This is a genomic window from Aquabacter albus (assembly GCF_040049275.1).
Lineage (GTDB): Bacteria > Pseudomonadota > Alphaproteobacteria > Rhizobiales > Xanthobacteraceae > Aquabacter.
Map to the genome: position 1 here is coordinate 517,078 of NZ_JBDZDT010000006.1, position 15,557 is coordinate 532,634.

The following is a 15,557-nucleotide window of genomic DNA, read 5'->3' on the forward strand; positions in this document are numbered from 1 at the left end:
CTCAACCCGGCCCGGGATCGGCGGCACCGGCCGGTGTCCCCGCCCCGGCCGCGACGGTGCGCGACAGACCCCAGGCGGTGGAGATGGCCACGAGCACCAGGGCGCAGGCGATGGCCGCGCCGGTGGAGATGCCGAAGATGGCCGAGGCGACAAGTCCCAGCAGATAGCCGGCCGCCCCGAGATTGAACGCGATCACGAGGCGCCAATGGGGCGGTGCATGCTGGGTCGCGAGCGCCGGCATGATGAGCGATGCGAACACCAGCAGCACGCCGACGATCTGGACCGATGCGGTGATGACCACGGCAAAGACGCCGTAGAACAGAATGCGCTCCTTCACGAGATCGCGCAGATACCAGAGCGCGAGCGCCGCGACGGTGAGGAGGCCGAGCACCAGGAGCTGGGTGCCGGACACCCAGAGGATCTGCCCCACCAGCAGGTCCTTCAGATATTCCAAGCCGTTGGGACTGCTGGACAGGAGCACGATCTGCACGGCCGCGGCGACGATATAGACCGCGCCGATGATGGCTTCCTGGATGGCCGGAAACTTTTTGTCGGTCCATGTGAGGAGCATCGCGCAGCCGACCGCCGCCGCAATGGCGCTCACCTGAACGGCCCAACCCGCCACCGAACCCAGCATGAGGTTTCCGAACACGACGCCGAGCGCGGCCACCTGCGCGAGCGCGATGTCGATGAAGATGATCCCCCGGTTCAGCACGATGACGCCGAGGGGAACGTGGGTCGCGAGGATCAGCAGCCCTGCCACGAGGGCCGGAGCGAGAATGTCGGGACTAAGAGCGGTCACGGCCGTCCAGTCCATTCAGCAGCCGGTCGAACGAGCCTCCGCGAAAGCCGAAGAGGCCGCTGGCGGCGGCCATTCTGCCGGCGGCGCAGGGCGCCCTTTCCAGCGGGATAAGGGTGTTCTGCGCGACGGGGCGCGGACAATCTTCGCGGCTCGCCCCCGCGCGCACGCTGATGCCCGTCTTGCGGAGAGCCGAGATCATGCCGGGCGCCGGCCTCATGGCGGCTTGAGCCGCAGGGCCAACGGGCGCGCGCAATACGTCAGTGATGAATGCAGCGCTGGTCAGCGCAGCAGCTGGTCCCGTCACGCCCCCCCTCCGCCCCCCCGGCCGGCGCGCCAGACGCTTCAAACGAAAAGGCCGCAGCGCGCAACACGCGCCCACGGCATTAGCCATTCTGAGCGACCGATTTGCGAAGGCCGGAATGCCTGCCGCAATTGCGAGGAACGGCATCGCCGATTTCCTCGCGCCTTTCCCCTACTACCCCTTCGCTCAGAATACTGAGAATAATGGATTTTCAAAGTAGTTTCTCGCACGTGCGAAGCTAAGTGAGAGTTTTATGACAATTCAGTGAAGATCGGAAGAATTCCAGTTGCAGAGGGGCCGATGTAGCGCTCCGCGTGCTGGAAGCATGTTTCATGATGTCGCACGCCACGGTAGTACAATGATATGCTCCGGGGGCAATTTCGACTGGACCTTGCGTAAATGAAGGCGGCGCGCCAAGCTCGGCCTTGGGGTGTTCTGGGCGTCACGCACTGGCTGCGAGTCGGGTGACGCGCGGATGCGGCCCGTGGACATCCGACAACCGCGCGGGCCCGGGCCTTCCTCCCGGCGGCGCCCTCCAGGAAGCCGATCCATGAAACACAGACCGATCCTCGCCATCAGCCTCGCGGTGCTGGCGCCGCTTGCATGCGCACAGACCGCCCTCGCGCAGACCGCGCTCCCGAACAACGCGCCGTTCGTGCTTGCTCAGGCGACCCTGCCGCGCCCCGCAACCCCGCCCGCGCCGGCAACGCCGCCCGCCGCAACCCCGGCTCCGGCCCCTTCCGCGGCCCCTGCTGCCGCCACGGCGCCCAAGCCCGCAGCGCCGACCACGGCTGCCGCCGCGACGACCCCCTCACAGTCGCGCAACGTTCCCGAGCCGCATAGCGAAACGAACCTCAGCGATTACCGGGTCGCAGCGATCGCGGCTGGCGCTGTTGGCGGCGTCATCATCGCCAATGCCGTCACCGCCGGCATGATCACGCCGATCCTGGTGGCCGGCAGCAACGGCGCGGCGCTCGCGGGCCTCGCCGCTGGCGGTAGCTATGCCCTCGCCGCCGGTCAGGCTGCCGTCACCGTCGCTGGCGCTCTTGTCGGCGGCTATGTGGGAAACTGGTTCTACGGCCCCTAAGCTGATCAGAGGGCGGCCTTCAACAAAACCAAGCCGGCCTCGGCGAAGCTTCGAGGCCGGCCACGCCCTTCCGCCAACGAAAACCTACCGCCCGGCGGAAGGCGAGGCGTTGGCCGTGCGCCATTCCTTCAGAAGAGCATCGCCGATGCGGGCAAGGGCATCGCGCACCTGAACCGAGTGTCCGTCGCTGCGCGACGTGACCAGCACGGCGCTCTGCCACATCACCACGTAACCCGTGCGAATCCAGCCGACATCCTTGTCGAAGAAGGACGCCTTCTTATAGGCTCCAAGCATAAGCGTGGAACTGCATGTATTGCTGGGCGCATCCCGCGCCGACAATATTGTGACGACAGCGAGAGCGTCATCCGAATTGGCCGCTTTCAGCCCCTCGAACTCGAACTGCCGCCGCAAATCACGGATCAGCGCGCCGGGCTCGATGTTGCAGTCGACGGAATCGATGGGCAGCGGGCTGGTGGTGACGCGAAGCGACTTCACACCCTGAAAATCCATGTCGCTGGCGATGCTCTCAGCCGCCGCCGGCAGCGCGGCGAAGATGGCACCGGCGGCGAAAAGACCGGCGAGAGAGAAACGAACGCCGCGCATGAAGCCTCGCAAACGGATCGGATGAGCGACAATATTCATCGGCCACCTCGAATCAAGTTTTATACGACATTATAAGGCCTTATGCGGGACCTGCTGACCGAAGACGGTGAAAATGCCGCAGAGTTCCGACACCCGAGAGAACAAGAGAGCCGGCTACGCAGTATTTGGCGCCTTTTATACGCAAGGATATTCCTGACGCTTTGTTCATATGCTATATGCCCTTAAGAGAGGCAAGCTTATCTCGCAGCCGGGGGGCCGGTTCAGACGCGGGATGGGCAGGCCGCGGGGCATGCGGGAGAGACTTCCGCAGGTGGGGGCTGGGCGTAGCGTTCCAGAAAAGCCATGTACTACGTGCTGACGACGCTTTTTGTGGCGGCGACACTCGCCTTGACGAACGTCGTCACCCAGGTCGGCTCCAACTATATCGCGGACTATTTCACCCAAGGCGAGAGCCAGGATTACGGAATCAATCCCCCGGCTTCGTCCGAGCGGGAGCCCAAGCGAACCATCTCCGCGGCAAGGGAGGCAGCGTCGGGCGACACGGCGACCCGGAGCGCGGTGATGCCGATCCTGCTGAGCGCCGCCGAAGGCCGGGTGCCCGCAGAAGACATCATACCGCCCCGCATTGGTCCGGGAAAAAGGACCGATGCCGGCCCTGAGATGGAGGACCTGCTTCCCTCTCCGGGACTTGCGCCGCGCCGGAGCATGGACGCGGACAGTCCTCTCGCGGGTCGCAAGGAGGCCCGGGCCGAACTGCCCGCCACCATCATGACCGATGCCGTGGAAGACACCACGCCGACCTTCCCGCCCGCCGAAGTCGTGGCGCCCCACGCGCAGCCCCAGGCGGCGCTCGATCTGGTCCGGGACACGCCGCACCGTCGCCCGGATGGCACCTTCTTCCTGCCCATGGCGACCCAGCGCATCTTCTCCGTGCGCTGGCAGGTGTGCACCCGCGCAGACGTATCCATGGCCTATGAGCTGCCGGGCCATGTCATCACCGATCCAAGCACCAGCACCACCTTGCAGGCGACGCTTTCGGGCGTGATCGAGGCCAACCAGGGCACGTTCCCCTATCTCGGCATGCGGGTGCGCCGCGGCGATCTGCTCGCTTATCTTCAGCCGTCCGTGTCGGTGTCCGAGCGGGCGCAGATCGAGGCGCGCAAGCAGCAGCTCGCCAACCAGATCTCCCTGACTGAAAAGCAGATCGAGCGCCTCGACGACGTTCTGTTCGTGCGCTACCGCGCCAACAAGATCGAGGCGCTCAAGGTCCAGGTCGAGGGCTATCGCCGCGAGCTCACCTCCCTCCAGTCGGCGCTCGGCGCTCGCGAGACCCTCCGGGCGACCGTGGACGGCGTCATCTCCCGCGTGGGCGCGGCGGTGGGGGGCACGGTTCTCGAAGGGCAGACCATCTTCGAGATCGTCGATCCCGACGCGCTCTGGGTGGAGGCGGCGGCCTACGACCCGGCGGTGACGAACAACATCAAAAGCGCGGCTGCGGTGGTCGGCGACAACAAGCCCATCGCCCTGCAATTCGTCGGCGGCGGGCTCATGCTCAGCAACCAGGCCATTCCCCTGCGCTTCCGCGTGGTCGGCCCCCATGAGGGCTTGTCCGTGGGCAAGCCGGTGACGGTCATCGTCCGGCAGAACAAGACCATCGCCGGCATCCCCGTTCCCGCCTCCAGCATCATCCGGGACGGCGACGGACGCAGCATCGTCTGGGAGCGCATCGGCGCGGAGACCTTCGCGCCGCGCCAGGTTCGGGCGGTGCGCGTGGCCGGCGACGTGATGGTGGTGGAATCGGGGTTGTCGAGCGGCGCGCGCGTGGTGACGGAGGGCGCGAGCCTTCTCAACCAGATCCGCTGAAACAACCCGCCGCGGGCACGCGCAGTCGGGCTGCCGCGCGCCCAAAAAACGGGAATGGACCATCACGTCATAAAGGTGACGGGACGGCACAGTTAGAGATGGAATTGGCTCCGGGAATGATTCACTGTGGAGCCCGTCAACGGGGTGGGGGACGATGCGCTACGGGATTTTCTTTCTCGCGGCTCTGGCGCTGCTGATGCTGGCTCCGGCCGTCGCGCACGCCCAAACACCCGGTTATGCCCGGCCCGCGACGCTCCCTTATGCGAGCGTCGCTCTGGCTGCCGACAACGACCCCGAAGAAAGCGCGTTCTACACCGCTGGCATGGACCAGCTGCTGTGGGGAACCGCGGTCGTCGGCGGCGCCTTCATCATCGGCCTCCTAGCCGGCGGCTCCCTGTCTTCAGCGTTCGGCGCTGTCGGGGCCGTGGCGATCTCATACGCGCTTCTGCCATAGGCGGGAGTTGCGCCCCAAAACGCCCCTTCGCGGGCGTCCTTTCCTGCTCTGCGTTGCGGCGCTCATCCTTATAGGAGTCCGAGATGGTACGGAAACACACGCTTTTCCTTTCGCTCGCGGTGGGCGCCACCCTGCTCGCCGCCGCCCCGGCCTTCGCGCAGACCGCAGCGCCCCGCAGCGAGGTGTGGGACCCGTTTGAGCGCGTGAATCGCGCCACCTACTCGCTCAACAGCGCTTTCATGTCCGTGGTGGCTGGCCCTGTGGTTGCCGCTTATCGCTCCACCGTTCCCACATCGGTCCAGACCGGCGTCAACAACGTCTTCACCAACCTGCGCGAACCGCTGACCGTCATCTCGAGCGGCGTGCAGGGCGACCTGGCCAACATGCGCGTCTCCGCGGGCCGCTTCGCCATCAACACCATTGCCGGCATCGGCGGCGTCTTCGACGTTGCGACCCGCATGGGCTGGGTCTCGCGGCCGGAAGACCTCGGCACCGCCATGTGCAGCTACGGCGTGCCCACCGGCCCCTATCTGATGGTGCCCTTCTTCGGCCCGACCAATGCGCGCGAAGCCGCCGGCACGATCGCAGCCTACGGTCTCGCCTACGCCACCGGCGAAGACTGGGTCTACGGCTATGTGGTCGCCGACCGGACGGTGGCGGCAGCATCTGACCTTCCCATGAGCCTGTTCGAGCAGGCGCCTGATGCCGGCGTGAACGCGCCGACCGCCACCCCGGCGGTGACGCTCGACGCCTATGCGAGCACCCGCGACCGCTACATGAACCTGCGCGCCGACCTGTGCGCCGACTCCATTCCGGCTGCCGACCTCAAGGCGAGCCCCCTCGGCGGCGTCATCAAGACCGTCAACTGAGGCACGAACCGAGTAACATAAGCCGCCGCCGGTCTCCGGCGGCGGCTTGGTGCTAAACCCAGGAAGGGATTGCACAGGTGACCGCCTCCGCGCATCCGGACAAACCTGCCGGTCAAGAGCCCCCTCACGCGCCCCACGACCATGGCGCGGCAGCGGGCGCGGGGGGCGAGCATGCCGGGCACCAGCACGGGCCCTCCGTGACCGAGGACAGCCAGCGGCGCGTCTTCTGGGTGATGGTGTTTACCGGCACCTACATGATCATCCAGGCGACCGGCGGCTACCTTTCCGGCTCGCTGGCGCTGATCGCCGATGCCGGCCATATGCTCTCGGACACGGTGGCGCTCTGCTTCGCCTGGATCGCGTTCCGCCTCAGCCGCCGCCCCGCCGATGCGCAGCGCACCTTCGGCTATCACCGCTTCCAAGTGCTCGCGGCCCTGCTGAACGGCCTCACCCTGTTCCTGATCGCCATATGGGTCGTCTACCAGGCGGTGATGCGCTTCTGGGATCCGGTGGAGGTCATGGCCGGCCCCATGCTCATCGTGGCGGTGGTCGGCCTGCTGGTGAATGTCGGCGGCTTTCTCGTCCTGCGCGGCGGGGACCGGCGCAACGTGAACATGCGCGGCGCGCTGCTGCATGTGCTGGGCGACCTTCTGGGCTCGGTAGCGGCCATCGTCGCGGCCCTCGTCATCATGGCCACCGGCTGGATGCCCATCGACCCCATCCTGTCCGTCTTCGTCAGCGTGCTCATCCTCAAGAGCGCCTGGTCGCTGATGAGCAGCTCGGCGAACATCCTCATGGAAGGCGTTCCCGAGGGCTTTGAGGGACCGGCCCTCACCGCCGAGCTCACCTCCATCGCCGGCGTCTCCGATGTCCACCACGTGCATGTCTGGGGGCTCACCGGCGAAAAGCTGATGGCATCGCTGCACATCAAGCTCGATCACGGGGCGGAGGCGAGCGTGGTCAAGACAGCGGTGCGTGCGCGCCTTGCTGAACGCTTCGGCATCGGCCACGTCACCATCGAGGTCGACGATGCCGCGGACATGGCAGCGGAAGCGCTCACCGCCGAAACACACTGACGCAGGCCCGCTACGGGGGAGAACGCACCACGTCGCGTTCGCCCGAGATGCGCTTCCATACGAAGGCCCAGGTATTTCCGAAGCCAAGGATCATGATCGCCCAGAACTGCACCATATAGGCGGTGATCTCCACGTCCTGGAATGCGAAGAGGCCGAGGCCGACGCAGAACGTGATGCTCATCATGATCAACAGCGAGAACGCCACGATCCCGAAATACTTGATGCTCAGGTAGGCCATGCGCGTCAGGATCACCAGCGCGGTGAGCAGGGCGATCCCGATGCAGATCTGCAGCGGCGAAATGTGCTCCGAGGACAGGATCCAGTGGACGTAGGAATTGCCGCTCGGATTGTAGGCGGCGAGGACCACGAAGGCGCACAGCAAGGTGCGCTTCGCCACCATCGGCACAACATGAATTGGCGGGTTTGTATCGAGGCGGGGCATATCGACCGCGTCAGATCGGCGAGTTGTGGGTCACGTCCGTGGAATCCACCTGCCCCGCGATGCGGTTGCGCAGATGCGACCAGGACATGCCGAGGCCGTAGAGCGTCGAGAGAATGATCAGCAGCGTGAGGATGAACACACGCGGCTCCTCCACATCCAAAACATGGTGGTCGATCAGGGTCCAGGCGGCGGACGCGAATAGGGCCGTCAGCAGGCCGATGCCGATCATGCCGAGCGAGCGCGTGGCGGAGAGGATGGCCACCACGTGAAGGATGAGAAGGGTGACCCCCACCAGCACCTTCATGGAGTGCTGGCCCGGAACATCCCTGATCCAGTGCACGTACGACAAGGCGTAAGGATTGTAGGTGCCGAGCACGAGGCACGTGGCGGTCAGCCATCGCGCGACGATGTCGGGAATGCCGAAACTATGCATCCGAGCGGCCCGCCCCCACGAGAACCCCCTCGCTCCAAACGTCCCGGGACATTCGCACAGGAGAAGCAGGTCTCCAACCCTGCTTGTGGCTACGGCAGAGCTTATTGGTGCTTCGGGGGGAGTAGAGTATGCATGCTTTCAGCAGCGGCCGCTCGCCGGGAAATCCGCGCCGGCTAAGATGTTTTGACGAGGCCGGCCGTGCCCATAAACGCACATCGCCGCACGCATTTGATGAAGCGCCTTTTCGGCGCACTGGGTGAGAGCGTGCACATCGCTGCGGCCATCGTGCTGTCGCTGGCATTCGTGCTCATCCTGACCACGACGCTGAACCATTGGAAGTTCGCATCCACCTACGGCGAGATCGCCGAGCGGCGCATCGCGCTGGTGGGGCAGCGCGCCCACGATTCCATAGATGCGGCGCTTCGGCTCGGCCTCAAGCTCGAGGATGTCGCCACCGCGCAGCAGATCGTCGCCAATGCCAAGGAGGAAGATCGGCGCGTCGAAAGCGTCGCCGTTTTCAGTGCCCGATCCTCACGCATTCTCCACGCTACGGATCCCACCCTCGTCGGCACGCCGGTGCCGGAGGCGTGGCTGAGCGCGCAAAGGCAAGCCACCGGCAAATCCTGGCACATTGGCGGAGAGGATCTGGCGACAGTCGGAATGAGGCTGGATACGGGCGACGAGAAGGGCGTCGGCGGTATCGCTTTGGTCTATTCGCTGGCGGAAACACAGCGCGCCATGGCGCACATGAGGGTCGCCCAGATCGAGGAAATGCTCGCCATCTTCGCCCTGTTCGTGATCATCGCACTCGTCGCCACCATGCTCGCGACCCGCGACCTGCATCGGCCGCTGAAGGGGCTGGCAAACATGCTTCAGGCTGGCGGTTCGGACGGCGATCCGGGAGGCGTTCTGCCCGAGTCCCTGCGCCTCCCGGCAGCGCAGTTCCGCGCCGCCGCCGCCGAAGCCGCCGCGGCGCTGGAGGCCGCAGAACGCGACCTTGAGTCGGAGGAGCGGCAATCCCCCTATCTTGCGGACGCACCGCCGTGAGCACCGATGCCGGTGGGGCCGGGGGCGGCTGGATCCGCGCGCGCATTCTGCTGATCACCCTCACTTTGGTGATCGCCGCCGCCGCCCTCCTTTCCTTCAGAACCAACCGCCTGTTCGAGGCGGCCCTCGAGCCGCAATTGACCCTCAAGACGGAGATGGTCGCCGAATTCACCGCGATGGATATTACATGGGCCCTGAGCCGTGGCATTCCGCTGGATCGGCTTGTCGGCGTTCCCGACTACCTGGCTCAGAAGCGCGCGGGAAATCCCGAGATTCTCTATGTGGCCCTGATGGACAGCCAGGGCCGGACCCTCCACGTCTCGGGTGCCCAGCCCGTCAAGGGAGGTCCTGTGGAGCAAGCCGCGCGGGAGCTTGCGGCGGCGGGCGGCCAGAACATCGCCCATGTGGACATCGCGGAGTTTCAGGCCGTCTTAAGCCCCGTACGCCTCAACGGCACCACCGTCGCCGCCGTGGCCATCAGGCTCGACCCGACGTTCGTGCGCGCCCAGCTCCAGGCATTGGCGCAGGACGTGTTCGTCATCCTCCTTGTTGCATTGTTCCTGGTCTACGAGGTGGCCATCGCGCTCTCGGGAAAGGCCGGTCCCCTTGGCCAGCTTGTCGCCGCCATGGGGACCGGCCGGTTCGGCCACCGCATCACCCATTTCCACCGCGACGAGATCGGCCGGGCGATCCGCAGCTTCAACGCCACGGTGCTGGCCCTCAATGCGCGCTACCGCCGGCTGGCAGAGAAGGCCGAACGCAGCGGCAGCGCAACCTTGCGTGACCGCGTGAAGGACCTGCGCGAGCGGTTCGGCTTTGTCGCTACGCCCCCCGCTGCGTTCGACATCCCGCCCTCCGTCACGGACATGCGCCTGCCGCTGTTCGTGTTCGTCATTGCCGAGGAACTGCAGAAGGCGTTCCTGCCGCTCTATATCAGCGAGCTCGAAAGCCAGATCCCGTCCGCCCCCGGCGATCTCCTCATCGGCCTGCCGATTTCGATCTACATGCTCGCCCTCGCCCTGGCGACGCCGCTGGCGGGATCCTGGACCGACCGCTACGGGCCGCGGCGCATCTTCCTTACGGGCGTCGGGCTGGCGATCCTCGGGTTTCTCTGGTCGGCCCTTGCCGCCACTCTTGTGGGGCTCATCGGCGCCCGTGCGATCACCGCCGTTGGCTACGCCATGTGCACCATCGCGGCCCAGGGCTTCATCGTCCAGACCACCAGCAGCGCGGACCGCACCCAGGGCATTTCGGTGTTCGTCACCGTCCTCATGTCGGCGAGCATCTGCGGCACCTCCATCGGCGGCATCCTCGCAGATCAGCTGGACTATCGGATCGTCTTCGTCTGCGCCGCGGCGCTGGCCCTGCTGGCGGGGCTGCTGGCATGGCGGATGATGGGCCACCTGGCGCCGCTCGCCGCCGAGCGGAGGGGTTTCCGGCTCGCTGATCTCGGGGTGGTGCTGCGCAATCCGCGCTTCGTGGCGCTGGTCCTGTTCGCCGCCATCCCGAACAAGATCGTCCTGACCGGTTTCCTGTTCTACGCCGTTCCCCTCTATCTGGCCGAACTCGGCGCCTCGGAAGCGGAAACGGGGCGGGTGATGATCCTCTATTCCCTGGTGATCGTCGTCGCCGGCCCCTGGCTGAGCCGCATGGCGGACCGGCACGGCTACATCCATTCCTTCGTCTTCGTGGGCACGTTCGTCTCCGGCGCCGCCATGGGGCTGCTGTGGTTCTGGCCGGACATTTACGGCGTCGCCCTCGCCGTGGTGGCAGTGGCGTTCGCGCATGCCATTTCCATCTCGCCCCAGGTGGCGATGGTGCCGCAGATCTGCCGCGCGGAGATCGAGGCGGTGGGGCAGACCACACTGCTCGGCGAGTTGCGCATGCTGGAGCGGATCGGCAGTGTCATCGGCCCGTTACTTATTGCAGCTTTTTCTTACCAATACGGATTTGTGACTGGATTGATAATCATGGGCGGCATGATTGCGCTGCTTTCTCCCCTGCTTCTCCTCAGCAAGCGGGAGGCACGGGCTTGAACATTCTGATCTGCTCCAAGCGCGACCTGACTTCCACGGTGTTTCTCAACGATCTTCTGGAACGGCTGGCCCCCCTCCCCGGTTGCCGGCTTCACCTGGTTCTTGCCGAACGCACCCGCCCGATCGAGACACAGGTTCCCGAACTCGTGCAGATGAAGCTCTACGAGCGTGATCTGCCCTTCCAGGTCCTGTTCCCGCTCCTGGAAGCGGATCCGCGCCCGGCCGACTTGATGACGCCGGCCGGCCTTGCCGCGCGATACGGCGTCGCGCTTTCCGTGGTGCGCGGCATCAACGATCCAGTGTTTCAGAAGGTGCTGGATGATTTCTCGCCCGACCTCATCCTCTCCGCACGCTTCAGCTTCCTGTTCCCGCCTGATCTGATCGCCGCGCCCGCGCGCGGTGTCATCAATGTCCATCCCGGGCGGGTCCCGGACTATGCGGGGCTTTATCCGCACTTCTTTGCCATGCTCGCCGGCGAGCGCACGCACGGCTGCACGGTCCATATGGTCGATGGCAATATCGATACCGGCGCCATCCTGGCGGAGGGGGAAGTGCCAATCGACCCCACGCTCACGGCCTTCGCCCTCAACCTCGAAAGCCACCTCTTGGGCAACCGCCTTGTGACAGATGTCATATTGTCGTGGTTGAAGGGACACAGCACGCACGCTGTTCCGCAAAGGCAATCCAAATTAAGGTCCAATACCTATCCGACTCCGGCGGAATTCGAAAAATTCCGGGTGGCGGGTCTGTCTCTGATCCGTGCAGATGAGTATCTGGATATTCTTCGGCGGTTCGGAGCGTCCGAGTGCAGGTTGGCGGGGGCGGGCTGAGCGGAAGGCGGGGAAGGCCTTGCCGCTGGCGCTGGTTTCATGAGGGGCGAACATGTTGGATTTTGGATTTCTGACGCTGCCGGCGATGGCCGCTGCGATGGTCTTCATGTCGGCCCTGTTCGTCGGCGGAGACGTTGTGCTCGAAAAGATCAATGTCCCTAAAGCACAGGAAACCGTCGGCTTTACCTCGTCCATCGTCACCCGCCGGCTCGCGGACGATCTTCGCACGCTGAGCTATGCCGGCGCATCGGAGCTTTCCGCGCTCAGGATCGATGAAGGGGGCGTGGAGAAAGGCATCAATGCCTTCGAGGATTACTTCGAGGTCGGGCTGCTGATCAACGGAGCCCGCAATATCCTCGGAATGATCAAATACTACGTGAACGGCGAAATTGTCTCGAACGACAACAAGCTCGCCCTTACGATCCGGGTCTACGCCAAGGATAAACACGAGCCTGTCAGGCTCTTGCACATCGGCGGAGACACCGACAAAATCGACGACATTCTCCACCAAGGCGCCATTCAGACACTTGAATACATCAACCCATACGTTGTTACTCTTTATTATCGCCGGATGGAACTGGCCGCCAGGGATTACGACTTTCCAAAGACACATGAGAGTGTTCGCAGATTTCTCGCGACACAACCTTTGGAAAAGCACTTTCTTGCTTATGGTCTTTTGGGCCGCATGCACATGCTCAAGGCCGAGCTGGACACGGCCTTGACGCCTGAGCAGCAAGAAACTCAGTATCGCGAAGCCATTCGACACCTCAATGCCGCGCTTCTTCAGGAGCCGGACTTCCTTTACCCGCTGATCAACCTTGGAATCATCTATGCGGGCAAGAAGGAATATGCTCTGGCCGACGACTATTTCGCCAGAGCCGTGAAGATACACCCCAATTACCTCATCACCCGCAAGGCGTGGGGCAAGATGCTGGTCGAGCAGGGCCAAATCGAGGATGCCATCGTCCAGTATGTGGCGGCCGTGCAAATCGCTCCCGAGGACCCTTCCCTGCGCTACATTCTCGCGAGGCTCTACGAGCAGGTCGGCATGCAAGCCGCAGCCCGCACCCAGTTCGAGGAAGCCCTGATGATCAACCCGATCTCGCGGGAGTACGCCGCTGCGCTCAAAGCGCTGGAAGTTGAGAAAGAGGGGGTGAAATAGGCACGCCTCCCCGCCACTGATCTGAGGATTTCGCCTTCGCAGAAACCGGGGCGTGCACGCTGAAACGGTGGCGACCGGCCGCGGCGCCGCCCATGTTGGGTATCGGGATTGGCGGCGCATGCTTGAGAAGTTGTTCATCGTCGGATTCATCATCCTTCCCTTGGCGGTCGCGGTGGGGCTGATCGTCTATCGCGCGCGCTTCTTCCTCATTGGAATCGTTGTCCTTGTTGGATTCCTGATGTTAGTTTGGACGGGGCTGAAGGTGGCAACGGTGGTGGACGACGCGCGCGCGACGTACGCCGGATCGACGCCTGCGCCCCCGGATTGCGTGGATCGGGGCGCCGGAATGCGGACGGACGCCTGCCGGCCCTAGAATCACGACGCGGAACTCACCATCCGGCCGATGCGTCCCGCAGCGGCCTTCCACCACACGGGCGGACCATGGGACTTGAACTGGCACTGGGCGTATTCGGCATGATCGTCCAGGCGGTCCTCCTCATGGCGTTTCCGTTCGCCTTGCTCATGGTCGCCTGCCGCATTGTGAACTCGGTGCAGGACGCACAGCTTCCCTGGACCCCCAATGTCGAACTCTCCGCCCTCTGCGTGGGGGTCATGGCGGGCGTCATCCTGCTGGTGGAGAATGTGGATGCGCAGCTGCTGGAAGCCGGCGAACTTTTTCGCAAGGGAGGGCCATGGGACCTCACCTTCGTCGAGTTCCTCACGGGTCCGGCCAATCCCCTGTCCTATGACGTCTCCGCCATCCTGGTCTGGCCGCTTTCGGGCAAACTGCCGACCCCTGCGGGATTCATCGTTCTCTTTCTCGGCGGGCTCGTCTTCTATGGACCGATCCTTGCCTATAGATCTCGCCGCGCAACCGCCAATGCCATACGTAACGTTCTGATTGTGTTCTGGGGCGCCTATGCCACGGTCTATTTGACGATTTACGCCGGCTGGCTCGTCAACAAGCTGAATTTCTGGATCTTTTTCCTGCTGCTGCTGGTTCTCAACGCGCGCAGGCGATCCGAACATGTGGTATTGAAGATCAACTGATCACGGCCTTGGTGCCGCCACGACAGGAGATGGCCATGTTCAATTCCAAGCGCCTCATCACCCTCGGCCTCACGGGCTGCATCCTCCTCGGCGGCGGGTCCTTCGCCCTCGCGCAAACGGCGGGCGAGCCGGCCTCGCCCTCGCCCCAGCAGCAGTCCACCTTCTCGAAGGTGGAGAAGACGCTGGCTGACTATCTCCAGAAGGGCCTGAACCTGTTCTCGTCCACGGTGGAGACGGTGGTGCCCTACAAAGCCCCCGAAGTGATGCCGAACGGCGACATCATCATCCGCCGCGCGCCCGATGCCGCCAAGACGGACTCCTCCGCCGGTACTGCCACGCCCGGCGCGCCGACGGCGGCCAATCCGCCCGCTCCGAGCGCCGCGACTCCGGGTGCTCCGACGACCACCACCCCGGCCGCCCCGGCAAAGCCCAATAGCGGCCTGAAGACCTAAGCGGACAAGGGGCCGCGGCGGGGCATTCCCGCCGGCCTCAGGTTGCCCTGCGCCGTCTCGGCATCGATTTTCCGGCACAATGGGCGGGCGCCCATTGTGCCGATGCCTTGTTCCTGCCGGCCTCATTCATGGCGGCGGCGCGCGATAGAACTGGACCCCCGCCTGCCCCCATGCTATCCGGCCGGCCGCATGGGCGAGATTGCCCGGCGCGAGGTTTTTATGGTCCAGAGGACGCAGCGACGACGAGCGAGCACCGAGCGCCTTCCGGCGCGCGCGTCTCTTCGCCTGCCCGCCTGACCGGTCATTCCACCGGCGCGGGCCGTTCGCCCCTGCCCGGTTCCCATCCATGACCGAACTTCCCATCGCCATCGCGCCCGAAAAACCTGCCGACGCCGACCCCATCGACAAGCTCCATCGCCGCACCTTCGGCCCGGGGCGCTTCACACGCACGGCCTTCCGGCTGCGCGAGCAGGCGGCGCACGACTTGGCGTTGTCCTTCACCGCCCATGTGGGCACCATGATGGTTGGCTCGGTGCGGCTCACCCCCATCGCAATCGGCGCGACGCCCGCTTTGCTGCTAGGCCCGCTCACGGTGGAGCCGCCGTTCCGCGCGGTGGGCATCGGCGCGCGGCTGATGGAAGTGTCCATGGAGACCGCCAAAGCCGCCGGGCACAAGCTGATCGTTCTGGTGGGCGACGCCCCTTACTACAGCCGCTTCGGCTTCAAGCACGTGCCCCACGGGCGTATCGCCCTGCCCGGCCCGGTGGACCCGGCGCGGCTGCTGGTGGCGGAGTTGTCGGACGGCGCTTTCGAAGGCGTCAGCGGCACCGCGCGCGGCATGCCGGCCCCGCAAAAAGAAAATGCCCCGGTTTGAGCCGGGGCATCTCGGAGAAGAATTCCCTCTCCCGCTTGCGGGGGAGGGCTAGGGTCGGGACTCAATCGCACCAGAATGCAATGACGGCGGCAATGTAGGCACCTGCGAGGTAGTTGGCGGCAAGCTTGTCGTATCGGGTAGCAATGCGTCGCCAGTCCTTGAGCCGACACCAGAGG

Annotated in this window: 17 protein-coding genes and 1 pseudogene; 13 read left to right on the plus strand and 5 right to left on the minus strand. The window is 64.9% G+C overall.

Annotated elements, in window-relative coordinates; all coding sequences use genetic code 11:
• Position 1: 1 nt before the first annotated feature.
• Complete coding sequence (locus ABLE91_RS18130) at positions 2–817, minus strand: metal ABC transporter permease (protein WP_348932947.1); 816 nt, start codon at positions 815–817, stop codon at positions 2–4.
• Positions 818–1,653: 836 nt separating this feature from the next.
• On the opposite strand from ABLE91_RS18130, the gene ABLE91_RS18135 reads away from it, so the two are divergent.
• Complete coding sequence (locus ABLE91_RS18135) at positions 1,654–2,190, plus strand: hypothetical protein (protein ID WP_348932948.1); 537 nt, start codon at positions 1,654–1,656, stop codon at positions 2,188–2,190.
• An 84-nt stretch (positions 2,191–2,274) separates the two neighbouring features.
• Here the strand turns inward: ABLE91_RS18135 and ABLE91_RS18140 are convergent, their stop codons facing one another.
• Positions 2,275–2,793, minus strand: a complete 519-nt coding sequence (locus ABLE91_RS18140; RefSeq protein ID WP_348932951.1) for a hypothetical protein — start codon at positions 2,791–2,793, stop codon at positions 2,275–2,277.
• Between the two features lie 342 nt (positions 2,794–3,135).
• Here ABLE91_RS18140 and ABLE91_RS18145 point away from each other — a divergent pair, with 342 nt between their 5' ends.
• From ABLE91_RS18145 to ABLE91_RS18160, 4 genes are all read left to right on the plus strand, one after another.
• Positions 3,136–4,656 carry an efflux RND transporter periplasmic adaptor subunit gene (locus tag ABLE91_RS18145; RefSeq protein ID WP_348932952.1) on the plus strand — a complete coding sequence of 507 codons (1,521 nt, stop codon included), beginning with the start codon at positions 3,136–3,138 and terminating at the stop codon, positions 4,654–4,656.
• A 154-nt stretch (positions 4,657–4,810) separates the two neighbouring features.
• Positions 4,811–5,110: a hypothetical protein gene (locus tag ABLE91_RS18150; RefSeq protein WP_348932955.1), complete on the plus strand. Its 300-nt coding sequence runs from the start codon at positions 4,811–4,813 to the stop codon at positions 5,108–5,110.
• An 83-nt stretch (positions 5,111–5,193) separates the two neighbouring features.
• On the plus strand, positions 5,194–5,979 hold the full coding sequence (locus ABLE91_RS18155; RefSeq protein WP_348932956.1) for an MlaA family lipoprotein: 786 nt from the start codon (positions 5,194–5,196) through the stop codon (positions 5,977–5,979).
• A 197-nt stretch (positions 5,980–6,176) separates the two neighbouring features.
• Positions 6,177–7,055 carry a cation diffusion facilitator family transporter gene (locus tag ABLE91_RS18160; RefSeq protein WP_348932959.1) on the plus strand — a complete coding sequence of 293 codons (879 nt, stop codon included), beginning with the start codon at positions 6,177–6,179 and terminating at the stop codon, positions 7,053–7,055.
• 10 nt (positions 7,056–7,065) lie between these two features.
• On the opposite strand, the gene ABLE91_RS18165 is transcribed toward ABLE91_RS18160, so the two are convergent.
• Positions 7,066–7,452 carry a DUF6524 family protein gene (locus ABLE91_RS18165; RefSeq protein ID WP_348932961.1) on the minus strand — a complete coding sequence of 129 codons (387 nt, stop codon included), beginning with the start codon at positions 7,450–7,452 and terminating at the stop codon, positions 7,066–7,068.
• A gap of 55 nt (positions 7,453–7,507) precedes the next feature.
• A complete protein-coding gene (locus ABLE91_RS18170) occupies positions 7,508–7,930 on the minus strand; it encodes a DUF6524 family protein (RefSeq protein WP_348932964.1) in 423 nt (140 codons plus the stop codon).
• A gap of 231 nt (positions 7,931–8,161) precedes the next feature.
• Here ABLE91_RS18170 and ABLE91_RS18175 point away from each other — a divergent pair, with 231 nt between their 5' ends.
• From ABLE91_RS18175 to ABLE91_RS18210, 8 genes are all read left to right on the plus strand, one after another.
• Positions 8,162–8,977, plus strand: a complete 816-nt coding sequence (locus ABLE91_RS18175; RefSeq protein ID WP_348932967.1) for a hypothetical protein — start codon at positions 8,162–8,164, stop codon at positions 8,975–8,977.
• A complete protein-coding gene (locus tag ABLE91_RS18180; protein ID WP_348932969.1) occupies positions 8,974–11,013 on the plus strand; it encodes an MFS transporter in 2,040 nt (679 codons plus the stop codon). The genes ABLE91_RS18175 and ABLE91_RS18180 overlap by 4 nt, the downstream gene beginning before the upstream one ends.
• Entirely contained in the window at positions 11,010–11,843 is an 834-nt protein-coding gene (locus tag ABLE91_RS18185; protein ID WP_348932972.1) for a formyl transferase, read from the plus strand. The genes ABLE91_RS18180 and ABLE91_RS18185 overlap by 4 nt, the downstream gene beginning before the upstream one ends.
• 52 nt (positions 11,844–11,895) lie before the next feature.
• Complete coding sequence (locus ABLE91_RS18190) at positions 11,896–13,005, plus strand: tetratricopeptide repeat protein (protein ID WP_348932974.1); 1,110 nt, start codon at positions 11,896–11,898, stop codon at positions 13,003–13,005.
• A gap of 52 nt (positions 13,006–13,057) precedes the next feature.
• A complete protein-coding gene (locus ABLE91_RS18195) occupies positions 13,058–13,378 on the plus strand; it encodes a hypothetical protein (protein ID WP_348932975.1) in 321 nt (106 codons plus the stop codon).
• 68 nt (positions 13,379–13,446) lie between these two features.
• Positions 13,447–14,055: a hypothetical protein gene (locus ABLE91_RS18200; protein WP_348932976.1), complete on the plus strand. Its 609-nt coding sequence runs from the start codon at positions 13,447–13,449 to the stop codon at positions 14,053–14,055.
• 35 nt (positions 14,056–14,090) lie between these two features.
• On the plus strand, positions 14,091–14,507 hold the full coding sequence (locus tag ABLE91_RS18205; RefSeq protein ID WP_348932978.1) for a hypothetical protein: 417 nt from the start codon (positions 14,091–14,093) through the stop codon (positions 14,505–14,507).
• 346 nt (positions 14,508–14,853) lie between these two features.
• Positions 14,854–15,381: a GNAT family N-acetyltransferase gene (locus tag ABLE91_RS18210; RefSeq protein ID WP_348932981.1), complete on the plus strand. Its 528-nt coding sequence runs from the start codon at positions 14,854–14,856 to the stop codon at positions 15,379–15,381.
• A 61-nt stretch (positions 15,382–15,442) separates the two neighbouring features.
• Here the strand turns inward: ABLE91_RS18210 and ABLE91_RS18215 are convergent.
• A pseudogene (locus ABLE91_RS18215) lies at positions 15,443–15,557 on the minus strand (IS5/IS1182 family transposase); the annotation flags it as partial.